Here is a 22,055-nt window from a genome sequence, read left to right as displayed (position 1 = left end):
ATTTTTAGCTTTTTACTTTTTTGATTTCTTTTTCAAGTATGCTATAAGGAGTTAAGCCTATGAATTTTTCATCCATTTTTCCTTCTTTGAAAAAACTAAGCACAGGTACTCCATATATTTCCCCAATGGCACTTGAAAGGTATTTAGCTGCTCTTTTTTCATAAAACATTGCTAAATTAGATAAACCTTTTTCATCAGCCCAAGCTTTTGCATCGTTTGCATCGTTTGCATCGCCTAAAACCACAAAGATATTAAAATCATAATTTTTAGCCAAATTCTGTAAAATAGGAATTTGTTCTTTACAAACTCCACAATCTTTTGTGAAAAATACTAAGGCAAAATTTTGTGCTTTATCATTTAGTTTTAGGCTTTTTTCAAAACCATTGTAGGCAAAATTATAGGTTTTATCGTTATTTAAAGCTTTAAAATTTTCTCCACTATCACAAGCTACAAAAAATAAAGCTATGATTAAAGCAAAGAAATAAGCTTGGATTCGAAAAATTCCCATGGTTTTTCTCCTAAAATTCTATCTTTTATCATCCCATCTTTAATGATGATGGTAGTAGGGGTTGCAAACACAGCATAACGATCATTGGTGATTTTAAGATCGTCTTTTAAAACTTTTACATTTTTAAAGTCAAATTGTTCGGCTAAAACCTTAACCACATTGGCATTATCGATGGAATTTATAGCATAAACACTGATTTTATTGGGGTGATTTTGTATGAATTCATCTAAAGAAGGGAGCTCTTTTAAGCAAGAAGGGCAGCCATTTTGAAAAAAGACTAAGACTTTTAAACTTGTATTATCATCAGCAAGTTTTACAGCTTTTCCTAAAGTATCTTTAGCTGAAATTTCAGCGCTTTTTTCTCCAACTTTTCCAGTATCTTTTGAATTTTCAAAAGAACAAGCATTGAGCAAGAACAAAATGCTTAAGATTAAAAGGCTTTTTTTCATTTTAACACCCCATGTTGTAAGATAAGGGTTCGATCTGCGAATTTGGCTAAATCAGGATTGTGTGTGATTAAAACTATGGTTTTGCCTTCATTTTTTAATTTTTGCAAGGTTTGAAGAACGATTTGTTCATTGGCTTCATCTAAATTTCCTGTGGGTTCATCTGCGAGTAAAAGCTCTGGGTTGTTGATCAAAGCTCTTGCTATACAAACTCTTTGTTGTTCTCCGCCACTTAATTGGCTAGGTAAATGAGTGAGTCTATGTGAAAGTCCTACTTTTTCAAGAACCATTTTAGCATCTTCTTCATCTACGCTTGAGTGATAATACTGAGAGAGCATAACATTTTCTAAGGCGTTAAGATAGGGGATAAGATGAAATTGTTGAAAGACAAGTCCTATTTTTTCACGACGCAAGGTGATTTTTTGCTCCTCATCCATTTGCTCTAGGTTTTCATTGTCTAAGATATACTCTCCAGAGCTTGGAGTATCCATGAGTGATAGTATGTTTAAAAGCGTTGATTTTCCACTTCCTGATGGACCCATGATGGCAAGCCATTCTCCTTCATAGACGCTTAAGTTGATATTGTTTAAGGCTTTAACTTTGCCAAATTCTTTATTTAAATTGTTTATTTTAATAAGTTCTTTTTTCATCATTCACCTTTCAAATTTTCACACACATTGATTTTTAATGCTCTTTTTATAGGAAAAAATGCAGCCAAAAAGGCAAAAATCAAAGAAATGATTAAGGCTATAAAAACAGCTATAAATCTAAAATCAATACTAGAATTAAAAATCAAATAACCAAAGACATTGGCTAAAAATATCCCACAAAAAGCTCCGATTAAACTAGCAAAAAAACTTACTATAAAGCATTCACTAGCAAAAAGTTTAAAAATTTCACTTTTTTTTGCACCCAAGGCTAAACGCAGTGCGATTTCTTTTTTGCGAGAAAATATAATAGAACTTAAGGTCGTATTAACGCTAGTAGTGACTATGATCAATACTACAAGTATGATTAAAAACATTAAAGCTTTGATTTTTCCAAGTACTAAACCTTCGCTTAAGGATACTGAAGATATAGGTTTTGCATCGATGAATTCATTGCTGATTGCTTGTGTTTTGGCTTTAACTTCATCAAAATTTCCATAAACTACAGCATTAGCATAGTTAATACCGGTTTTATCGCTTAAATTTTGCACCACGCTTAAAGGAGCTAAAACAATGCTATCAAATTCATCATTGCTTGAAAGTATGCCTTTTATGGTAAGTTTTGTGCTTTTTCCATTGTTTGGATTGTAAATTTGAAGTTCATTGCCTGCTTTTAGGCCTAGTTGCTTGGCTAAATTAACTCCTAAAAAGGCTGAATTTTCATCAAAATCATTTAGAGAAAAGCTTCCTTCTTTAACTTCTAAGAAAGGTTTAGTGATTTTTAAAGCCCTAAAATCAGTGCCTAAAACTACCCCGCTTGTACTGCCTAAATTTAAAAAATCATACAAAAAAGGAGTTAAAGCTCTAGCCTTTAAATTTTCTTTTATTTTTTCATACTCAGCATTGGAGATAAAATTTTCATCCTGTTTAGGGCTTATCATTACATTTGCTCCATAGGCTTTTAATTCTTTAGAAAGTTTGGTGTCAATATCAAAATAAATATTTAAAAAAGCTGAGCAAGTAAGTGCTCCTATAAAAACACTTAAAACTATTATAAAAAGTCTTTGATAAGAAAAGCTAATGCTTTTAAAAAGCTCATTAAGGAAAAACTTATCTACCATAAAGCACTCCTGCAGCTGAAAGTTGTGTGATATTTTTTATAGGAAGCAAGCAACCTAGTAAGGCAATAAGTCCTGCAAAAATAAAGCTTAAAGGTAAAGCTACAAAGGCTATATCAATAAAATATCCAAAAATGCTAAGGCTGATGATTTGAGAAAGGGCTGTGCCAAAAATAAAGCCAAAGAAAGCGGCAAATAAAGCTACGATTAAATTTTCACTAGCAAAGATGAGATAAATTTGAAAAGTATTAGCACCAAGTACTTTTAAAAGTCCTATTTCTTTTTTTCTACGATGAATTTCAGAGCTCATCAGGCTTGAAATCGCAATACTTGCAACAATAAGACAAATAATGCAAGTAATGCCCATTAAGGATTGGATCTTTTTAACCACCAAGCTTTGAGCATCGCTTATAGCATTTAGAGCTTTTGCATCAGCACCTGGTAAGCCATCGCTAATTTGACTAGCGATTGAGCCTACATAGGCTGAGCAATACCATTTGTCATATTCTAACTGATCTAATTTTTCTTCTCCCATGCGACGTACTTTTTCAGAAAGGGCTGATTCAGGTATGGTAAAAGCTCTTACTTCTGCACTTGAGTAAAGCCCTTGTTTGTTGAGTAAATCTTGAGCTAAATTTAAAGGAGCGATGATTTTATTTGACATTTTAGGATTGGCATGAAGTAAAATGCCTGCGATTTTTACTTCTTTGCTTTGATTGTTTTCTCCTATGAGTTTGATAGTATCTCCTAATTTTAGTTTATTGTTTTTAGCAAAGTCTTCGCCTAACATGATTTCATTGCTATCATCTTTTGCCCATTCTCCTTGCACTGCTAAATAAGGATAAAGACTTTTTATACCTGTGATAAAATCATCATCATCTTTAATTTTTATGGCTTTTTGAAAATAAGTGCCATAAATAAGTGCTTTTTGCTGGGAGTTTTCAATGGTGATTTTACCTTCTAAAAAAGGAGCAAGTGCGGTGATGTTGTTACGCCAATAAATGTCTTTAATCATATATAAATTTTTTTCTTCTAGGTAGTTTTTGTTTTTTAAGGGTTCATAAAGTTCATTACCTATTTCTATACTAAGACTTGAGCCTTTGGGTAAAACAAGGATATTAGAGCCATAGCTTTTGAGTTGTTTGGTTACTTCATCGCCTATACTTAGGGTAATATTTAGCATAGTAGAGAGTAAAAGCGTGGCTAAAAAACAAGTAAGAAAGGCTAAAAATTTTTGAATTTTGTTTTTAAATATAGAGTTAAAAATCATTTTAGCCAACATCATTTCTCCTTTGGATTAAAAATTTCGCTTCGTTTTCTTCTACATATTTTGTAGGATCTTTTTTAAATTCTTCATAGTTGTTTTGATTTGAAAAATAATAAGTAATCCCTTTATAGCTATAAGAAAAAGGAGCTTGGGTGTTTATAACCTTTGTTTTTGATACAGGATCTTGCACTTCAATTTCTTTGATTTGACTAAAATAATTAGATCCTGCTATTACATCTTTAACATCTATGGTAATTTTTTTACCATCGTATTCGTATTTGAGTGGGATAGGATTGCAACCCCCGCTTTTGCCTACACTAGGCAAGAAAATACGCACATTGCAAGAAATGCAAATGAGTTGTCCATCTTTTTTGATATAGCCCATATCTCCACAAATCATACAAGCATCAAAAACAGCTACAGGAGAATCCCTATCTTCTCTTTTGTTGATAAGAAAAAACCTTATCACTTTGCCTTCAGCGCTGATATAAGCAAAGCGGTGGAGTTTGTTGTCCCTTAAAAGAGCTATATCAAAGATAAATTTGCCATTCTTATCGGGTAAAATTTCTTTAGGCTCATCTATGGTTAAAGGCTTAGAGCTTACCATAAAAAAGTATAAAATAATGCAAAAACTTATAACACAGGAGATAAAAACACTGGAAAAATAGCGATTAATAAGACTTGTTTTAGCTTCGTTTTTGCGATAATTTATATCTAAAATTTGTTTTTTGCTTATATTTTTTTTGCGAATTTTTAAGCTTAAGAATGCTAAAAAAGCGATGAAAATTAAATAAACATAAATTCCAAAAACACCAAAATAATTACTTTTTCCTACAAAACTTACTAAAAAAGTATGAGTTTCTATGATGGAATTTCGCATTAAAGTAAGCAAGATATTGGCTAGAGCTTTATCGCTTTCTATAAGGATAAGCAGTAAAAACAGCATAAAGCTTGTTTTTTGATTAAAATTTTTTTGCCATTTTAAAAAGAAGAAAATCAAAATACAAACAAGCAAGGCTAAAGCAATAAAACCTAAAGAACTTATACCTTCGCTATCGATTAAAGAGCTAGTAAAAATAGGGAAATCTTGACTTAAAAAATAATAATGCAAAGCGGTGCAAAAACTTAAAATTCCCAATAAAATAAAATTTAAAATTTCAATTTTTTTCCAAAAATAAAATATAAAGCTTACTAGCAATAAACCTATAAAAACAAAATCAAAATTAAAGATTAAATTTTCAGTTTTTAAAAATTGTGCTGCGATAAAAAAAGCAAAATATCCAAATAAAAAGCCCAAAAAGACTACTAAAAAACTTTTAAAAATATATTTTTTATCAGGAGTGATAAAGGCCATTAAAATACTTAGCGGTAAAACACTGATAAGAAAATGCACAAAATATATACTCATAATTTACTCTTTAAACATTGTTATTTTAATTTTTCAAATAAAAATAAAAATATTTAAACACTCGGAAAATCCGAGCGTAAAATCATTTTGGCGTGCCTGTGTATTTGAATTTATAATCTACTTTAAAAGGTTCAAACCACTTACCCACGCCTGTTTCTTCATCAACATGGCGTCCAAAACCTTGTTTTTCTGGATTTGAGATATAAAAAGTAAGTTCATAATTTCCTACGCCAAAGCCACCTTTTTTATCTTTTTCCATAGCGATATTTGCACCATAGTGAGGACCATCATCAGCCACCATAGGCATCAAAGTTCCACGTTTAATCGCACCTGTATCGGTATTTTTAAGTTCATAGGCTATGGTTAAATAAGGCATCCAAAAACCTTCTGGAAAACCATTTGGATTGTTTTTAAGTGCGTGAATGTCAGCTTCTAGGTGAATATCTGCTAAAGATGCAGCTAAATCAATACCTCTTGGCTCCATTTCAATGGGTTGTAAATAAACAGCGGCTATTTCCATACCATTAAGTTCTTTTGGATCACCGATTGGCACTTCGCCTGCAAATAAATTTGTGCTAATAACCGCAGCTGCAGCAACTACTGATAAAACTTTTTTTATCATGATTTTACTCCTTTTTTTGAAATTTGTTTTGTTATTAAAATGCCAATAATTAGCATGATCAAAACTATAAATTGAGGGATTAAAGTCTCATAGTAAGGATAAACTCCAAGCCATAAAATCGGTTCAAAATTCATAGGTATAAGACTAGGAATAATGACTTTTCCTTCTATGAGTTCAGCTATGCCTTTGCCTGTAAAAACAAAAACCATGTAAAAAATAATGTAAGAAGTGATATAGAAAAATTGTTTTACAGGTATGCGAATGGCTCCTGCTTTTAAAAGAAAATATAAAACAATAAGTATTAAAATTCCAAGTCCAAGCCCGCCAAAAACAGCACTAAAATCAGTGCTTGTTTTAGCATCAAAAAGCAAGGCTTGATAAAAAAGCACAGTTTCTGCACCTTCTCTATAAACAGCTAAAAATACGGTGATCCAAAGGGTTTTTGCGCTATTATTTGATATAGCATCTATAGCACCTTGTTTGATAAAGCTTGTCCATTTTTTATTTTGTGCGTTTGAAAGCAGCCAAAAGCCCACATAAAAGAGTAGCAATACGGCTATAAGCATGGTAATACCCTCTATAAGCTCTCTACTTTGTCCTGCGTTTTCTTTAAACAGCCAAGAAACTCCAAAAGCGGTAACAAAACTTAAAATCACTCCTGTAAAAAGAGCACTATAGGCGATATTTAGGCGATTTTTATTACCACTTTGCACAAGATAAGAAACAATGGCTACAACGATAATCAAAGCTTCCAATCCTTCACGGATAATAATGCCTAAAGCCCATATAAATAGCGAATAAGGAGTAGAATCTTGAATTTTGTCCACGCTGCTTGCTATGAGTTGTTCTAAGTCATTAAAAGTGGCTTCAAGCTCTTTTTTATCTGCGCTTGCTTTAATCAGTGCCACACCTTTGGAAAATAAACTTTCTATTTTAAGTTTTAAGCCGCTATCTACAGCACCGATTTTATTTTCCATACCGCTTGCTTCAAAAATATCTAGATAAATTCCTTGTAAATCATCTACTATAGAAGCACTAAAGCCATCATAATTTTTTAAAATTCCATCTAAAGCAAGTTTGATATCATTAGAAACTTTGGCATAATCTTTGCCTTTTGTTTCATCATTAAAGCCTGAAATTTGCAAACTTGAAAGTTCTGAATTTGGAATTTGCAAGAAAACATCAAAAATTTGTTCTTCTATGTTATCTAAGCCATCTCTTAAGCCTTTTTCATCTATTTTTGTATCGTTGATTTGGCGTATAAGGGTGCGTATGGCTTGTTGAATTTTTTGATCGTTTCCTGCTTTGGTAAATTTATTTACTAAAATTTCTACTTTGGTATTGCGATAATCACTAAATAAGGCATCATTTAAAAAATCTTTACTAGCTTGGTAGTTTTTTTCTTTAAAAGCATTAGCTGCCTGTGAAAATTTGGTAGAGATATTATCTAGTATAAATTGCAATCTTGCGTCCATTGCAGCAGCAGCTTGTAAATCAGCGCTTGCATTATCATCTGTAAGTTTGCTCGCATCGTTGTTTGTAGGTGTAGGAACTTGGGTGGTTAAAGAGCTTTGTGCTAAATCTTTTTTATCCACGCCCATCATTTGTGCGATTAAAGCTTCTGCATCAGCTTCGCGTTTGGCATTGGCTTCTAGGCTTGATTTTTCAGCTTTAGCCTTATCATAGTTTGTATCGCTTGCTTCTGCTTTTAAACGATATCCATTTTGTAAGATTGGGGCTACTTCATCAAGATCATAATAAAGACTATCAATTAAAGCATTAATTTGTGTTAAAGGAGCTTCATCTTTATACATGCGACGCAAATTTACAAATTTACGCTCCATGGTGATGGCTTTTCTTCCTATGTTTCTTCCTATAGGGCCTTCCATATTTTCAAAATGTTGAAAATACGCATCTTCGCTAAGCTTTTTAGCACCTAGATTATCACCCTTTTTGTAAGTTTCTATGCTTTGTTTTAGCATATCTTTGATAAGATTTGCTTCATTAATATAATCATCTACTCTAGCAAAAGCTGAGCTTGATAAAAAAATACTTATAATTAAAAATATAATTTTAAAAATTTTCATTATCATTACCCTTGGTTTTTGATAAAAATAATATTTATTATCAAAATAAATAATGGCTAGTATAATATTAAAAATCTTAAATAGAACTAAAAAATAAGCTTTTGTATCGATAATATTTTTTATTAATTATATTTAAGATATATTTTAATAAATTTTTAAATATATCTTATTTTTGTGATTTAATATGGGTTGTTTTTAAGTATCGCAAGGCTTTCTTCTAAGCTATGCACTTTGGGATATTGTTTTTGTATTTTTAATTTTTCATTTTTTAGTGTTTTAAAAGCTTAATAAAAATCAAAAAATCATTTATTGCGTATTCTTTAAGGAGATATAGCTATAGTATATTTTAGACTAAGCAGATATATCCAAAAGTTTATCTTTTTTGTTGGTATCTGTGTTTGTAGAATCGCTATTGTCTTTATTTACTTCTTCTTTCTCAGCTTCAGCTTCTACTTTCTCTTTTTTTTCTTGAGATTTTAAAGAAAAATCTATAGTTTGCCTATTTACTTCACTTTTGCCAAAATTTGTGGTATCCATAACGCCACAAGGTGTTACCAGTATCATTTCATTAACCTCTTAGTTTACAATGTTTACTAAACTTAAGATATTTTTTTCATTTTTTTCTTAAGTTGTAATTTTTGATTATATTATAAATCGTATAAAATAAGATAAAACTTAAATTTATTGAAATAAATTTTTATCCATTTAATTCACTTTTAAAAGTACCAACCATTTATATTTTGCTTATTGTTTCATAGTGTAAAAATTTTTAAAATAGGATTTTATCTTAAAAAATTTATGATTTTTAATTTCAGATATTGGTTTCCTTGAAAAATTTTAAAAAGTTTAGTAAAAAATATTAAGTTTTAAAAATATCATCCGATTTAAATAAAGTCTTAAGACTCAATCTAAAAGGAGGATGATATGGTTTCAGATGTTTCTATGGGTAATGCTAATTTAATGACTGCTGTTAATACTTCAGTTTTGAAAAAATCTATGGACACAAACGAGGCATTGATGAATGAACTCATCGAAGGTATGGAAGGTGTCTCTCAAGCCTCCGCTCCACAAGTTTCTAGCTCTAGTGGTTTGGATATTTACGCTTAAATATCTTAAGAACAAGCTTAAGAACTTGTTGGTATCTTGAGCTTGTTTTTTTAAATAATTATTTCTTTAGTATTTTTTCGTTATAATTTTGCCATTTTATTTATCGTATTAAATTTTTATAATATTTATTTAGGAGCAAGGATGCAAATGATAAAGAAGATGGTTTTAAGTGAAACTTTCCCTGGTATTTTGCTTATATTTTTTACATTTTTAGCCTTATTATGTAAAAATTCTTCTTTAAGTGTTATTTATACAGATTTTTTTCATGCTAATTTTACAGTAGGATTTGATCATTTTCAAATTTCAAAGTCGTTGGATTTATGGATAAATGATGGTTTGATAGCTATATTTTTTCTATGTATAGGGCTTGAGTTAAAATATGAAATTTTACGCGGACAGCTTAAAAATATAAGAGCTGTGTCTTTACCTATATTTGGAGCTTTTGGGGGTATGATTACTCCTGCTTTAATTTTTGCTACTATTAATTATTCCCATGATTTTGCTATGAAAGGTTGGGCAATACCTACAGCAACTGATATAGCTTTTGCAGTAGGCATTTTGATGCTTTTAGGAAATAAAATTCCTACAAGTTTAAAGCTTTTTTTACTTTCTTTAGCTATTTTTGATGATTTGGGCGCTATTGTTATTATTGCTTTATTTTATACAGATCAGCTTTCAGCTTTGGCGATTATTATTTGTTTGTTTTGTATATTTGCTCTGCTTTTGTTAAATTATTATCACATCACCCATCTTTCTTTGTATGTGTTAGTAGGTGTTGTATTGTGGATAGCTATGCTTAAAAGTGGAGTACATGCGACTTTGGCTGGTGTGATTATTTCTTTATTTATACCGCTTGATACAAAAAATAAAAAACCTTATTTGCATGAAGTTCTTAAGGATTTAAATCCTTGGGTGGTTTATTTTATCTTGCCTTTATTTGCTTTTGCTAATGCTGGGATTGATATCAGAGATATGCATCTTGGTTCAGTATTTTCACCTGTAAGCCTTGGAATTATTCTAGGATTATTTTTAGGAAAGCAACTAGGTGTTTTTACTTTTTGTTTTATTGCTATCAAACTTAAGCTTGCAAAACTACCTGAAAATATTAAATATGGAAAATTTTATGGTATATGTATTTTAACAGGCATTGGTTTTACGATGAGCTTATTTATTGATGGTTTGGCCTATAAAAATAGTGATATTTTTGAACATGCGGATAAACTTGCTATTTTAATAGCTAGTTTTTTAAGTGCCATTGTTGGTTTTATTTATCTTAAGATTGTTAAATGAATAATATAGTACATAAATTAAAAACTTTAGTTTTAAATGAGGCTTTTGGTGGTGTTTTACTTATAGTTTGTACTTTGCTTGCTTTGCTTGTGCAAAATGGATCTTTTAGCGAACATTATCGAGAATTTCTAAATTTAAAAGTCGGATTTAGTGTAGGTGAATTTGAGCTTAATAAACCTTTTTTGCTTTGGATAAATGATGGGCTTATATCTATATTTTTCTTTGCTATAGGGCTTGAGCTTAAGAAGGAATTTTTGCATGGGGATTTTAAAAATCCTAAAAATATTGTTTTACCTTTTATGGCTGCTTTAGGGGGTATACTTATACCTGCGATGTTGTTTGCTTTGGTAAATATAGGAGATGCTTATACTTTAAAAGGTTGGGCTATACCTACAGCTACAGATACAGCGTTTGCTTTAGCGATTTTAATGATGTGTGGTAAGCATATTCCATCAAGTTTAAAAATTTTCTTACTTTCTTTGGCTATTTTTGATGATGTGGGTGCTATTTTAATTATAGCTATTTTTTATACGACAAAATTATCAATAGTTGCTTTTGTCGTTGCAGGAATTGCTATTTTGGTAATGCTTGTTTTAAATATTTTAGGAATAACAAGAAAGTCTTTTTATTTTATTTGCTCAGTTATTCTTTGGATTAGTGTTTTAAAAAGTGGTGTGCATGCAACTTTGGCTGGAATCATAACAGCATTTTTTATACCGATGCAAACTAAAAATGGAGAAGCATTTTTAGAAGAAATTTATGAAAGTCTAAAATTTTGGCTCGCTTTTGTTATCTTGCCTTTATTTGCTTTTGCTAACGCTGGGGTAAATTTATCCAATATCGACATAGGAGCAATTTTTTCAGGTGTAAGTATAGGTATTTTCTTGGGGCTTTTTGTGGGTAAACAAGTGGGTGTATTTTTGTTTTCTTATTTGGCAATCCGCTTTAAATTTGCAGCCTTGCCCCAAGGTTCAAATTTGAAACAACTTTATGGGGTTTGTATACTTACAGGTATTGGTTTTACAATGAGTTTGTTTATCGATGGCTTGGCGTATGAAGTCAGTGATATTTTTAATTATGCAGATAATTTAGCTATTCTTATAGCTTCATTTTGTTCTGGGATTTGGGGTTTTATTTATCTTAAATTCTTTGCTACTCGATCTTAAGGGGACTGATGAGGCATATTTTTTTCATCATCACGATTGTATTCTTTATAAGTGGATGTAGTTTTTATCAGAATTTAAACTATACTCGTCCGATTTATAATACAAATAAAGAAACAAAACTTAAGACTATAGCAAATGAATGGAAAAAAACTCCTTATGTTTTAGGTGGAACTACTAAAAAAGGTGCTGATTGTTCAGGATTTACGCAGAGTGCATTAGCTCAGCTTAATATACGCATACCTCGCACTACAAAAACTCAATTAGGTTCTGGGAGAAAAGTTTCTAAATCAAAATTGCAAACAGGAGATTTGGTATTTTTTAAGACAGGTAGAGGGCCAAATGGTATGCATGTTGGTATTTATACGAGCAAGGGAAAATTTATACATTTATCTACTAAAGGTGGAGTAAAAGAAGTCGAGTTAAATAGTTCTTATTGGAAGGCTCGTTATATAGGAGCAAGAAGGTATTAAAGTGAAAATAGGTGTATTTGATAGCGGAGTAGGGGGGCTTAGTGTTTTAAAATCTCTTTATGAAGCTAGACTTTTTGATGAAATTATCTATTATGGAGATACCGCAAGAGTTCCTTACGGGGTAAAAGATAAAGATACTATTATCAAGTTCTGTCTTGAAGCATTGGAATTTTTTGAACAATTTCAAATTGATATGCTTATCATTGCATGTAATACTGCTAGTGCTTATGCTTTAGATGCTTTAAAAGCAAAAGCACATTTTCCAGTATATGGCGTAATTGATGCAGGGGTTGAAGCAACGATAAAAGCTTTACATGATAAAAATAAAGAAATTTTAGTCATTGCAACAAAAGCAACCATTAAATCAGAAGAATACCAAAAGCGTTTATTATCTCAAGGATATACAAATATAAATGCTTTAGCTACAGGGCTTTTTGTGCCTATGGTTGAAGAAGGTATTTTTGAAGGAGATTTTTTGCAAAGTGCTATGGAGTATTATTTTAAAAATATCACAACTCCAGATGCTTTGATACTCGCTTGTACTCATTTCCCTTTACTAGGTCGTTCTTTAAGTAAGTATTTTGGCGATAAAACAAAATTAATTCATTCAGGAGATGCTATAGTTGAATTTCTTAAAGAAAGAGAAAATATAGATTTGAAAAATCATAAAGCAAGATTGCATTTTTATGCTTCAAGCGATGTTGAATCTTTAAAAAATACTGCTAAAATTTGGCTAAATTTATAAGGAAATAAAATGATAGAATTGAAAAAACCAGATGAAATAGAAAAATTAAGAATAGCAAATCAAATTGTAGCAAAAACTTTAAATTTTTTAGAGAATGAAATTAAAATAGGAATGAGTTTAAAACAAATTGATAAAATGGCAGAAGATTATATTTTAAGCCTTGGTGCCAAGCCATCATTTAAGGGGCTTTATGGTTTTCCAGGTGCCATTTGTACATCTTTAAATCAAGTTTGTATCCATGGAATTCCAGATGATAAAATTATCAAAGAGGGTGATATTTTAGGTCTTGATGTGGGAAGTTTGATTGATGGGTATTATGGGGATGCAGCAAGAACTATTGCTATAGGAGAAGTTTCACCCACTGATAAAGCTTTAATCTCTTGCGCTAAAGACGCGTTATATCATGCTATAGATATTATTCATGATGGAATGCGTTTTAAGGAACTTTCAGCTGCTTTAGGCGAATTTATCCATGTAAGAGGTTTTGTCCCGCTTCGTGGATATTGTGGACATGGTATAGGACGAAAGCCCCATGGAGAGCCTGAAATTTTAAACTATTTAGAAAAAGGTGCGAGTGCAAAAAGTGGCCCTAAAATTAAAAATGGAATGGTGTTTTGCATAGAGCCTATGATATGCCAAAAAGATGGAACACCAAAACATTATAATGGAAAATGGGATGCTGGAAGTATTGATGGGCTTAATGCGGCTCATTATGAACATTGTGTTGCTGTGATTAATGGGCGTGCTGAAATTCTTTCTATGATATGATATTAAATTATAAAAATAATATTTTTTTCTTAAAATCCTAAAAATTTAAAATTTTTTAAATAATATTGTAGTAATATTCTTTAATAATTTAAGTTACTAAATAATATTTTTATCATATATTAAGTGTTATTAGAATAAAGTGTCACATCGTATTAAACTAAAACATAAATATGGTTTAGATAATTTAATAATTTTTATTAAATTATCTAAATATTTATTTTAGTTTAAAGAGATCTTTTAAGATCTCGTTTGGGTTAGGCTATTTCCCTCCCCCTTTTTATTCGTAGCCTAACTCTCTTTTAGAGTTTGGAAAATCTCTTTAAGCTAAAATATATTATATTTGCTTAAAGAGAACAAATGATTACCATTCTTATTTAAATAAATTTTTAAAATCCATTGTAGAGTTATAAATTCCAGCATTATCCACAGTTTCGCCCATGGTGATTGCGGTTGCTAACTCTGATAGAATGATTTTTATTTCATCTCTTTTATCTTGTATATAGGCCAATACACCTTCGTAATTACTTGTTTGAAGAATTAAAAGTGGATTAGCAATTTCAAATTCAAAAAGTTTTTTACCAACATAAACATTGAAAATATTTCCAAAAAGGGCTGTTCCCATGAAAGAGCAGTTTTGTATAAGTTGTGATGCTGTGGCATCAAGAGTTCTTTTTTGCATATCATCTGAATTTTCATCTATTCTTTCTAGAATGCTTTTTTCTATTTTTTTTAAAGACATATCAAGTACTTGAAGTGCTCCTATAAAATCATTTGCATCATTGATTTGAGAGCAAATTTGATTTGCTTTAAATTCATCCACGCTTTGAATTTCGCCTAAGTGTTTTTTAAATATATCTAAATCACTTTTCATTGTTTACCTTTCAAAAATATTGCTAAATATTTAAAAAGCAAAAAGTGTTCCTAAATTAGGATAAATTAGAATTTACCCAAAAAATAATCTCATTGCCAATTTTATTCAAGGCTTTTTGAAAAGCATTATAGGTAGAGCGGATATCTTTTTTTTCTATTTTTTCTTTAGTATTGAAAATTTTATGAGCTATTATTTGATTGTTTTCAAGATTTATGAAATTTACACTTACAGAAATTTGAGCGTAGTTTTCATTGTTATTAAGAATTTGCTCAAAAGAGTTAATCCTGCTTTCAAGAGCATAATCCGCACTTAAAGAGCTTGTTGAAGAAAGCAAGGTTGTAAAAATATTGCTTTGTTCAAATTTTGACAAAATTAAAAAAGAATAAAGATTGCTTGGTAAATCTCCCCAGAAATAATGTGCGTATTTGTTGCTAAAACCATTATCTATATAAACAATAGCTCTTGAGTTTAAATATAAAGGTGCATTTGCATTGCGAATTTTAAGAATTTTACCAGTTTTTTTAAAAAAAATATTTGAGTCTATTCCTTCGTCTTTTAATATGATATTTTCATTTTTATTGATGGTTTCGTGTCTTAAAGAGCATCCACATAACATAAAAATAAAAGTCAAAATACAGAATAATTGCTTTAGCATTATTTTTCTCCTGGTCCAAGTTTAGGTTTAGTTTCTTTAAAAATCAAATCAGCAGGGCTGTTTTGTAAATTTTCTATTAGAATATTGCTTTCAATTAAAATTCGTTTAAAAAGCTCTAAATTTTGCATCAAAGATGCTTTAATATCATCATAAGTGTTTAATTTTTCATCAGCTTTTTTTATGAAATTTTTTAAAATCATCGTGCTTTCTTTTATGTCTTTAAGACTGGAGTTGAAATTTTGCGCACTAAGGCTTATATTATCAGCCATTTTTCCTATTTTTAAACTTGTGTTTGAAAGATTAAGGCTTAAATTTTTAGAATTAGCATTTAAATTTGCACTTAATTCTGCTAGATTTTGCAAAAAGATTTCTAGATTTTTAAGATTTTTTTCGCTTAAAAGTTCTTTTGATTTATCATCGGCCGTTTTAACCAAAGAAAAAATATGTTCACTTTGTCTGTCTATGGTTGCTAAAAAACTTTCTTTAAAAGGAATGACTGGAAGTTTTCCCTGTATAGATACTAAATCTTTGCTATTTTTGCTTCCGCCTTGAAGTTGGACAAATTTAAGTCCTGTGATACCTTGAAGTTGCAAAGTAGCAAAGGTGTCTTCTTTTATAGGGGTATTGTTTTTGACCTTAATGCGTATGTTAACGCCGAGTTCATCTTGATTGTAAATGCTGATTTCTTCTACGCTACCTACTTCCACGCCCAAAAGCCTTACGGGTGCTTTTATGCCAAGTCCTGCAACGGATTCTTGTGTGTGAATTTCATAATACTTAAAACTTTCTTCTTTAGAGTATCCACCAAGCCAAAGTATGAAACCAAGACTTGCAAAAAACACTCCAAAAACAAAAAGTCCTACAAAAAAATAATTTGCTCTATTTTCCACTTTTACTCCATAAATCTTTTAAAAAGTCGTTCATTTTGCAGGCGTAATTCTTCATAAGTACCGCAAAATCCAACTTTTTTATTTTCTAAAATGATAAAACGATCGAGTAAATTTTTCATACTTTCTTTATCATGTGTAACCAAAATGATATTTAAATCAAAACTTTTTTTTAATTCTAAAACCAAATCGTCAAATTCACGACTACTATGAGGGTCAAGTCCTGAGGTAGGTTCATCTAAAAAAAGTAACTTACTATCAAGTGCTAAAGCTCTAGCAATTGCCACTCTTTTTTGCATACCACCACTAAGTTCGCTTGGAAATTGTTTTAAAACACTTTCGTTTAAGCCTACCATTTTTAACTTCATTAAAACCAGTTCTTGTATGCTATTTTCATCTAAATGAGTGTATTCTTTTAAAGGAATGGCTATATTTTCATAAACATTAAAAAAGCTAAAAAGTGCAGCAAACTGAAAAACCACACCCCATTTTTTACGCAAAGCAAGTGCATCTTCTTCGTTGATATTTTTAAGTTTATAGCCTAAAATTTCATATTCTCCACCATCAAAATGTTCAAGCATAAGCATTTGTTTTAAAAGGACGGATTTTCCACTTCCACTACCTCCTAAAATACCAAAAATTTCGTTTTTTTTGATTTCAAAACTTACGCCATCATGGACGATTTTTTCTCCAAATTTTGTAATGATATTTTGTGCTTTAATAACCATTTAAATTCCTGCAGAAGTTAAAATAACAGAGAATAAAGCATCAAAAGCTATCACCCAAAAAATAGCATTTACAACGCTTTTTGTGGTATAAATTCCTATGCTTTGTGTAGTGTTTTTTACCTCAAAACCACGAAAACAAGCAATAAGCCCTATTAAAAATCCAAAAATAGGTGCTTTTACAAGTCCTATAAAGATATGTTTTATATCTACAGCTTCTCTAAAGCGTCTTAAAAATTCGGCAAAAGAAATATCAAGATTTAATTTTGCAACTATCATTCCACCTATAATACTGATTGCATCGCTAATGGCAACGATTAAAGGCATAGCCACTACCAAAGCCATGACACGCGGAATAATAATAAATTCAAAAGAACGAAAACCCATAGTATTCATAGCTGCAATTTCATCAGTGATTTTCATCACTCCAATTTGTGCGGTATAAGAGCTTGCACTTCTTCCTGCGATCACTATGGCAGCAATTAAAGGTGCAAGTTCTCTAGTGGCCGAAATTCCCATCAAATCTACTATGAAAATATTGGCTCCAAATTGTGCGAGTTGATAAGCGGCCTGATAGGCTAAAACCACTCCTACTAAAAGAGCAGTTAAAATAACTATAGGCAAGGCTTTAAAAGCAGAATTTTCTATATGATATAAAAAAGCAATAAAGCGAAAATTTTTAGGATTTTTAAGGCATAAAAAAAGACTTGTGAAAAAAGCTCCTGTGAAATTGATGAATTTTCTTAAAATTTTTAAAAGTTCTAAACTTAATTTTCCAAGATCGATAAAGTATTCACTGAAATTTTTATGTGATTTTTTTGTTTTGCTTAGTCTTTGGTAGTTTTTTTCACAAAGTTCAAAAAGGGTTTGAAAGCGTAAATTTAAGCCTTCTTTGGTGATTTTAATATTTTTATCTTTAAGGTCATTTTCCAAAGCAAGGAAAAATCTCACTCCAGCGGTATCGATTGCTTTTAGATCTTTAAAATCAAAAATCACTTCCTTGCTTTGAATCAAAGCTAAAAAATCTTTTATTTTTAACTTATAAATACTTGTTTTATCCCAAATTCCAAAGATAAAAAGAGTGTTATTTTGAAATTTGAAATTTGTATTCATTTTATTTGCTAAGGATAAAATTTACAAGCTTTGAAACGCTAAAGCCAAAGTATTCAAAAACATCCTTGTCTTTGCCACTTTCTCCAAAACTTTCTATGCCATACACTTTATGGCAAAATTTATAAAGTTCATTAGAATGTGCTGCTTCAACACCTATAACTTCACCTTTTAACAATCTTTCTTGATAAGCTTTATCTTGTTTTTCAAAAAGTTCAAAACAAGGCATGGAAACAACATTGCAAGCAAAACCTTGTTTTTCAAGTTCGTTTGCACTTTCTAGACAAAGCCAAACTTCGCTTCCGCTCGCTAAAAGTGTAAATTTAGCATCTTTGCTTTCTTTAAGTAAATATGCTCCGTTTTTTACATCTCCAAAAACGGGTTCATTTAGAGCTTTGAGTTTTTGGCGTGAAAGCACAAAAGCACTTGGAATACCTGCATTTAGGGCTATTTGCCAAGCTTTGACATTTTCCACTCCATCAGCAGGTCTAAAGGTTAAAAAATTTGGCATAGCCCTAAAAGTGCTAAGTTGTTCTATAGGTTGGTGTGTTGGTCCATCTTCGCCCACACCTATGCTATCGTGTGTGAAAATGAAAAAATGTTTGATTTTCATTAGAGCCGCTATTCTTGCAGCAGGTTTTAAGTACTCGCTAAAGATGAAAAAAGTTGCCGAAAATGGTAAGAAAATTCCATATCTTGCAAAAGCATTGTTAATCGCTGCCATAGCGTGTTCTCTGATACCAAAATGGATATTTTTACCTTCTACAAAGTCTCCCATGCCGTGAAGTTCTGTTTTATTTGAAGGGCCTAAATCCGCACTTCCACCTAAAAATCCTTCTAAATTTTTAGCTAAAATATTTAAAATTTCACCATTGCTATCTCTTGTAGCAAGATCTTTTCCTTTAAAATCAGGATAAGCTATCTTGCTAAAATCAGGATTTAATAACCTTTCTAAAAGTTCTTTTTTACCACTTTTTTCAAGCTTATCTTTCCATTTTGCTTCTTCTAAATCCCCAAGTTCTACAGCACTTTCAAAGCGGATTTTGCTTGCTTGTGGGATATGAAAACTGATATTTGGATCAAAACCTGCTTGTGCTTTGGCTTTTTTAATCACTTCTTCGCCCAAAGGTGCACCATGGCTTTTATGACTGCCTTCAAGCTCTCCTGCACCCTTTGCTATAGTTGTTTTTGCGATGATAAGACAAGGTTTTGTGGATTTTTTAGCTTGTTCTAAGGCTTTATTGATTTCTTCGTAATTGTGTCCATTTATACTTAAAACTTCAAATCCTTGTGCTTCAAAACGCATTTTTACATTTTCGTTAAAGGCTAAACCTACATCGCCTTCTATGGAGATATTGTTGCTATCGTAAATAAGTATGAAATTATCAAGCTTGTGAAGTCCTGCTAAAGAACAAGCTTCATAAGAAATGCCTTCTTGCAAATCTCCATCTCCGCAAAGACAATAAATTTTATGATCGATTAAATCACTACCTAGTAAATTTTGTGCTTTTTTTGCCGCCATAGCAAAGCCTACAGCATTGGCAACGCCTTGTCCTAAAGGGCCTGTAGCAATCTCTACTCCAAGAGTTGAAATTTCAGGGTGTCCTGGGGTTTTAGAATGAAGTTGGCGGAAATTTTTAAGATCTTCTAGGCTTAAATCATAGCCACTTAAATGTAAAAAACTATAAAGTAAAGCACTTGCATGTCCACCTGAAAATACAAGTCTATCACGGTTTAGCCAAGTTGGATTTTTGGGATTGTGTTTTAAATGATAACTTAAAACACTTAAAATATCTGCTAAGCCCAAAGGTGCACCTGGGTGTCCTGAGTTTGCTTTTTGCACCATATCGGCACTTAAAAATCTTAGAGTATTTGCCTGTTCTTGTAAAATTTGAATGTCCATTTTTTGCCTTTATAAGTATTGAATTATTAAATTTTGTATCATTTGTGCGAGTTTTTCATTAAGTTTTTCTAAATCTTGTTCGCATTCACTAAGAAGATTTTCTTTTGTTTTTATGGCTTGTTCAAGTCCAAGCAAATTGACAAAAGAATTTTTATGAATATCGTTATTAGTAGGCTTTCCGCTTTGTTCTTGACTTGTAGTTACATCGATAATATCATCATTGATTTGAAAAATCAGTCCTAGTTTTAAACCAAGTTTGTAAATTTGATTGCTTTCTTCGTTGTTAAGTTCGCAAATTTCACAACCCATTTTTAAAGCTGCAGCGATCAATTTTGCGGTTTTATGTGTGTGTAAAAACTCAAGTTCATTTAAACTCAGTCTTTTGTCTTCAAAAAAACAATCAATAGCTTGTCCTATAACCATTCCATTAAGTCCTGCATTAAAGGCAAGGGTTTTGATGAGTTTGATTTTGATTTCATCTTTTAAATGAGCATGACTTAGAACTAAAAAAGCTTCAGTATTTAAAGCATCGCCAACTAAGATGGCTGTAGTTTCATCGTAGCTTTTGTGTAAGGTTGGAATTCCTCGTCTAAAATCCGCATTATCCATAGCGGGTAAATCATCGTGTATGAGTGAATAAGTATGGATAAATTCCAAAGCTAAAGCCACATCTAAAGCTTGATTTAAAAGTTCAGGTTTATTGCTTTGTACTACGCTTAAAAGCAATTGTGCGCGAAAATGCTTTCCTCCCGCTTTTAGCATAAGGGCTAAAGCTTCATTAAAAAAAGGATGAAAGCTTTCAACTTTAGGTAGATTTTTTTCTAAGTGATGGATAAAAAGTTCTTTTAAATTCACTTAGTAAGCCTTATGAAAAATTGAAATTTACCATCGCCACCTGAGTTGGCATTTCCGCCTAGTTCATTGTTGAAATTTGATAAAGGTAATTTAGTACTTTTGCGTTCAATTAAGATGCTAAAGTCATTACCAGCACTTAAAATATTTTGTAATTCTTTAAAATTATTTAAAATAATATTATTAACGCGTAAAATTTTATCTCCTACCATAAATCCTGCATTTGATGCTTTTGATTTTGGATCTATTTTGGTTACAACAAGACTAGTATTAACCGTTAAACCAAGATTGCTTGTGAAATTTGTAATTTTTGGTTTTGGTTTAGAATCAGGAAGGTTAAATTTGCTTAAATCTTTTGCAAAAACTTCAGTAGAAATATTTAAATCCATATTATCACGCAATACTTGAAAATAAAGAGTGCTTCCGCGATCTGCAAAAAGAATTTTTTCATTGAGTTTTCTTAAATCATTGGCGGGTAAGCCATCAACACTTATAACTTGATCGTTGATTAAAAATTGTGGATTTTTTCTTACATTGTTAACATAAATTTTATTTTCTCGAACAACAAAATCAACGCCAATATCCCCCCAATAAACATCGTTATATTTCATAAAATGTTTTAAATAGCGATTGCCTATAAAAGAGCTATTATTTAAAGCAATCCCCATCATTTCACAGCATGGAGTCCCTAAAAGTCCTATTTTAGAATTAAAATCAAGTTGATCTTTTTCATCAATATTTTGAGCTAAATACTTAATATGCCCTATATAAGGTTTATTAGGATCCCAAATTCCAACCCAATCATTACGAGTAAGTTTTTCTTCATCACCCATAGGAGTAGGGATTAGGCTAAAGTCAGTTCTTACAAGATATAAATTTAAAAATGGATCGTATTTTACATATTTGTTAAGCTTAGTATTAGGCTGTTTTAACACAGCAAGTAAATTTTCACTGAGTGCAAAAGCTGGCATTCCTTCATAGTTGAGCATGCTTGCCTTATTTCTTTCATAACCTGCTAAAAAATCTTCAAATTTAGGTCTTTCTATACCAAAAGACAAAGTAAAAAGCATGCAAATAATTAAAATTTTTTTCATAATTTCATACCTCCAAAACCGCCTAAAACATCATTCGCCATACTTGAGCGATTTTGCGCAACCATGGCTAAAACATCATTAATCGCAGAAATAAGTAAAATTTGCAAGGACTCTTTATCTTCAAGTAAAGAATCATCAATGCTAACATCGATAATCTCGCCTTTTCCATTAGCGCTTACTTTAACAAGTCCTGCTCCACTTTTGGCGCTAAATTCACGATTTGCAAGTTCTAGTTCTATATTTTTTGCTTTTTCTTGAACTTGATTTAAAAGTTCACCCATTTTAGAAAAATCCATATTTTCAAACATT

24 protein-coding genes are annotated in these 22,055 nt (G+C 31.0%); 6 read left to right on the top strand and 18 right to left on the bottom strand.

From position 1 onward, the window contains the following. Positions 1 to 4 precede the first annotated feature (4 nt). The 9 genes from AJN69_RS09490 to AJN69_RS09450 form a co-directional block, all read right to left on the bottom strand. Complete coding sequence (locus AJN69_RS09490; protein ID WP_044794077.1) at positions 5 to 508, bottom strand: conjugal transfer protein TraF; 504 nt, start codon at positions 506 to 508, stop codon at positions 5 to 7. After that, a complete protein-coding gene (locus AJN69_RS09485) occupies positions 469 to 957 on the bottom strand; it encodes a TlpA disulfide reductase family protein (RefSeq protein ID WP_002851267.1) in 489 nt (162 codons plus the stop codon). The genes AJN69_RS09490 and AJN69_RS09485 overlap by 40 nt, the downstream gene beginning before the upstream one ends. Then, positions 954 to 1,607, bottom strand: a complete 654-nt coding sequence (locus tag AJN69_RS09480; protein ID WP_002860103.1) for an ABC transporter ATP-binding protein — start codon at positions 1,605 to 1,607, stop codon at positions 954 to 956. The genes AJN69_RS09485 and AJN69_RS09480 overlap by 4 nt, the downstream gene beginning before the upstream one ends. Next, positions 1,604 to 2,722 carry an FtsX-like permease family protein gene (locus AJN69_RS09475; RefSeq protein ID WP_070288022.1) on the bottom strand — a complete coding sequence of 373 codons (1,119 nt, stop codon included), beginning with the start codon at positions 2,720 to 2,722 and terminating at the stop codon, positions 1,604 to 1,606. The genes AJN69_RS09480 and AJN69_RS09475 overlap by 4 nt, the downstream gene beginning before the upstream one ends. Then, the gene (locus AJN69_RS09470) at positions 2,712 to 4,004 is read right to left on the bottom strand and encodes an ABC transporter permease (protein WP_083262302.1); all 1,293 of its coding nucleotides are present in this window, start codon (positions 4,002 to 4,004) and stop codon (positions 2,712 to 2,714) included. Before AJN69_RS09470 ends, AJN69_RS09475 begins: the two co-directional genes overlap by 11 nt. Then, positions 3,991 to 5,394, bottom strand: coding sequence for a Fe-S-containing protein (locus AJN69_RS09465; protein ID WP_070252315.1), 1,404 nt, complete (start codon positions 5,392 to 5,394; stop codon positions 3,991 to 3,993). Before AJN69_RS09465 ends, AJN69_RS09470 begins: the two co-directional genes overlap by 14 nt. A gap of 82 nt (positions 5,395 to 5,476) precedes the next feature. After that, positions 5,477 to 6,016, bottom strand: a complete 540-nt coding sequence (locus AJN69_RS09460; RefSeq protein ID WP_002778842.1) for an iron transporter — start codon at positions 6,014 to 6,016, stop codon at positions 5,477 to 5,479. After that, the gene (locus tag AJN69_RS09455) at positions 6,013 to 8,103 is read right to left on the bottom strand and encodes an FTR1 family protein (RefSeq protein ID WP_070288025.1); all 2,091 of its coding nucleotides are present in this window, start codon (positions 8,101 to 8,103) and stop codon (positions 6,013 to 6,015) included. Before AJN69_RS09455 ends, AJN69_RS09460 begins: the two co-directional genes overlap by 4 nt. Positions 8,104 to 8,454: 351 nt before the next feature. Next, a complete protein-coding gene (locus AJN69_RS09450; RefSeq protein ID WP_002862290.1) occupies positions 8,455 to 8,667 on the bottom strand; it encodes a hypothetical protein in 213 nt (70 codons plus the stop codon). Positions 8,668 to 9,027: 360 nt separating this feature from the next. Here AJN69_RS09450 and AJN69_RS09445 point away from each other — a divergent pair, with 360 nt between their 5' ends. The 6 genes from AJN69_RS09445 (at position 9,028) to map (ending at position 13,649) form a co-directional block, all read left to right on the top strand. Beyond that, the gene (locus AJN69_RS09445) at positions 9,028 to 9,210 is read left to right on the top strand and encodes a YjfB family protein (protein WP_002856010.1); all 183 of its coding nucleotides are present in this window, start codon (positions 9,028 to 9,030) and stop codon (positions 9,208 to 9,210) included. A 141-nt stretch (positions 9,211 to 9,351) separates the two neighbouring features. Next, positions 9,352 to 10,500 (top strand): Na+/H+ antiporter NhaA, encoded by a 1,149-nt coding sequence (gene nhaA, locus AJN69_RS09440; protein WP_032603391.1) that lies wholly within the window; start codon positions 9,352 to 9,354, stop codon positions 10,498 to 10,500. Next, a complete protein-coding gene (nhaA, locus tag AJN69_RS09435; RefSeq protein WP_070239897.1) occupies positions 10,497 to 11,666 on the top strand; it encodes a Na+/H+ antiporter NhaA in 1,170 nt (389 codons plus the stop codon). The genes nhaA (AJN69_RS09440) and nhaA (AJN69_RS09435) overlap by 4 nt, the downstream gene beginning before the upstream one ends. Before the next feature lie 8 nt (positions 11,667 to 11,674). Beyond that, the gene (locus tag AJN69_RS09430) at positions 11,675 to 12,136 is read left to right on the top strand and encodes a C40 family peptidase (RefSeq protein ID WP_002862288.1); all 462 of its coding nucleotides are present in this window, start codon (positions 11,675 to 11,677) and stop codon (positions 12,134 to 12,136) included. Between the two features lies 1 nt (position 12,137). Next, positions 12,138 to 12,881 (top strand): glutamate racemase, encoded by a 744-nt coding sequence (gene murI, locus AJN69_RS09425; protein ID WP_002871264.1) that lies wholly within the window; start codon positions 12,138 to 12,140, stop codon positions 12,879 to 12,881. A 9-nt stretch (positions 12,882 to 12,890) separates the two neighbouring features. After that, on the top strand, positions 12,891 to 13,649 hold the full coding sequence (gene map, locus AJN69_RS09420) for a type I methionyl aminopeptidase (protein ID WP_070261500.1): 759 nt from the start codon (positions 12,891 to 12,893) through the stop codon (positions 13,647 to 13,649). 370 nt (positions 13,650 to 14,019) lie between these two features. Here map and AJN69_RS09415 read toward each other — a convergent pair whose 3' ends face one another. From AJN69_RS09415 to AJN69_RS09375, 9 genes are read right to left on the bottom strand one after another with little or no spacing between them, the layout of a single operon-like run. Then, entirely contained in the window at positions 14,020 to 14,520 is a 501-nt protein-coding gene (locus tag AJN69_RS09415) for a flagellar FLiS export co-chaperone (RefSeq protein WP_070288026.1), read from the bottom strand. 55 nt (positions 14,521 to 14,575) lie between these two features. Beyond that, a complete protein-coding gene (locus tag AJN69_RS09410) occupies positions 14,576 to 15,175 on the bottom strand; it encodes an ABC-type transport auxiliary lipoprotein family protein (protein ID WP_052795476.1) in 600 nt (199 codons plus the stop codon). Continuing rightward, positions 15,175 to 16,065: an MlaD family protein gene (locus tag AJN69_RS09405; RefSeq protein ID WP_002862284.1), complete on the bottom strand. Its 891-nt coding sequence runs from the start codon at positions 16,063 to 16,065 to the stop codon at positions 15,175 to 15,177. Before AJN69_RS09405 ends, AJN69_RS09410 begins: the two co-directional genes overlap by 1 nt. A gap of 2 nt (positions 16,066 to 16,067) precedes the next feature. After that, the gene (locus tag AJN69_RS09400) at positions 16,068 to 16,790 is read right to left on the bottom strand and encodes an ABC transporter ATP-binding protein (protein ID WP_002862283.1); all 723 of its coding nucleotides are present in this window, start codon (positions 16,788 to 16,790) and stop codon (positions 16,068 to 16,070) included. After that, positions 16,791 to 17,900, bottom strand: coding sequence for an ABC transporter permease (locus AJN69_RS09395; protein ID WP_070288028.1), 1,110 nt, complete (start codon positions 17,898 to 17,900; stop codon positions 16,791 to 16,793). Between the two features lies 1 nt (position 17,901). Next, on the bottom strand, positions 17,902 to 19,800 hold the full coding sequence (gene tkt, locus AJN69_RS09390; RefSeq protein ID WP_070288029.1) for a transketolase: 1,899 nt from the start codon (positions 19,798 to 19,800) through the stop codon (positions 17,902 to 17,904). Between the two features lie 9 nt (positions 19,801 to 19,809). Next, positions 19,810 to 20,655, bottom strand: coding sequence for a polyprenyl synthetase family protein (locus AJN69_RS09385; protein ID WP_002883129.1), 846 nt, complete (start codon positions 20,653 to 20,655; stop codon positions 19,810 to 19,812). Continuing rightward, positions 20,652 to 21,746: a PDZ domain-containing protein gene (locus AJN69_RS09380; RefSeq protein WP_002862279.1), complete on the bottom strand. Its 1,095-nt coding sequence runs from the start codon at positions 21,744 to 21,746 to the stop codon at positions 20,652 to 20,654. The genes AJN69_RS09385 and AJN69_RS09380 overlap by 4 nt, the downstream gene beginning before the upstream one ends. Beyond that, a complete protein-coding gene (locus AJN69_RS09375; RefSeq protein WP_002851172.1) occupies positions 21,743 to 22,054 on the bottom strand; it encodes a YbaB/EbfC family nucleoid-associated protein in 312 nt (103 codons plus the stop codon). Before AJN69_RS09375 ends, AJN69_RS09380 begins: the two co-directional genes overlap by 4 nt. Position 22,055: the final 1 nt, after the last annotated feature.

Source organism: Campylobacter sp. BCW_4338 (assembly GCF_001763255.1).
GTDB classification, from domain to species: Bacteria; Campylobacterota; Campylobacteria; order Campylobacterales; family Campylobacteraceae; genus Campylobacter_D; species Campylobacter_D jejuni.
This window is presented reverse-complemented; position numbering and strand designations above follow the sequence as displayed.

Coding starts and splice junctions, on each gene's coding strand:
- AJN69_RS09490 (WP_044794077.1), bottom strand. CDS start 508: ATGGGAATTTTTCGAATCCAAGCTTATTTCTTTGCTTTAATCATAGCT.
- AJN69_RS09485 (WP_002851267.1), bottom strand. CDS start 957: ATGAAAAAAAGCCTTTTAATCTTAAGCATTTTGTTCTTGCTCAATGCT.
- AJN69_RS09480 (WP_002860103.1), bottom strand. CDS start 1,607: ATGATGAAAAAAGAACTTATTAAAATAAACAATTTAAATAAAGAATTT.
- AJN69_RS09475 (WP_070288022.1), bottom strand. CDS start 2,722: ATGGTAGATAAGTTTTTCCTTAATGAGCTTTTTAAAAGCATTAGCTTT.
- AJN69_RS09470 (WP_083262302.1), bottom strand. CDS start 4,004: ATGATGTTGGCTAAAATGATTTTTAACTCTATATTTAAAAACAAAATT.
- AJN69_RS09465 (WP_070252315.1), bottom strand. CDS start 5,394: ATGAGTATATATTTTGTGCATTTTCTTATCAGTGTTTTACCGCTAAGT.
- AJN69_RS09460 (WP_002778842.1), bottom strand. CDS start 6,016: ATGATAAAAAAAGTTTTATCAGTAGTTGCTGCAGCTGCGGTTATTAGC.
- AJN69_RS09455 (WP_070288025.1), bottom strand. CDS start 8,103: ATGAAAATTTTTAAAATTATATTTTTAATTATAAGTATTTTTTTATCA.
- AJN69_RS09450 (WP_002862290.1), bottom strand. CDS start 8,667: ATGATACTGGTAACACCTTGTGGCGTTATGGATACCACAAATTTTGGC.
- AJN69_RS09445 (WP_002856010.1), top strand. CDS start 9,028: ATGGTTTCAGATGTTTCTATGGGTAATGCTAATTTAATGACTGCTGTT.
- nhaA (WP_032603391.1), top strand. CDS start 9,352: ATGCAAATGATAAAGAAGATGGTTTTAAGTGAAACTTTCCCTGGTATT.
- nhaA (WP_070239897.1), top strand. CDS start 10,497: ATGAATAATATAGTACATAAATTAAAAACTTTAGTTTTAAATGAGGCT.
- AJN69_RS09430 (WP_002862288.1), top strand. CDS start 11,675: ATGAGGCATATTTTTTTCATCATCACGATTGTATTCTTTATAAGTGGA.
- map (WP_070261500.1), top strand. CDS start 12,891: ATGATAGAATTGAAAAAACCAGATGAAATAGAAAAATTAAGAATAGCA.
- AJN69_RS09415 (WP_070288026.1), bottom strand. CDS start 14,520: ATGAAAAGTGATTTAGATATATTTAAAAAACACTTAGGCGAAATTCAA.
- AJN69_RS09410 (WP_052795476.1), bottom strand. CDS start 15,175: ATGCTAAAGCAATTATTCTGTATTTTGACTTTTATTTTTATGTTATGT.
- AJN69_RS09400 (WP_002862283.1), bottom strand. CDS start 16,790: ATGGTTATTAAAGCACAAAATATCATTACAAAATTTGGAGAAAAAATC.
- AJN69_RS09395 (WP_070288028.1), bottom strand. CDS start 17,900: ATGAATACAAATTTCAAATTTCAAAATAACACTCTTTTTATCTTTGGA.
- tkt (WP_070288029.1), bottom strand. CDS start 19,800: ATGGACATTCAAATTTTACAAGAACAGGCAAATACTCTAAGATTTTTA.
- AJN69_RS09380 (WP_002862279.1), bottom strand. CDS start 21,746: ATGAAAAAAATTTTAATTATTTGCATGCTTTTTACTTTGTCTTTTGGT.
- AJN69_RS09375 (WP_002851172.1), bottom strand. CDS start 22,054: ATGTTTGAAAATATGGATTTTTCTAAAATGGGTGAACTTTTAAATCAA.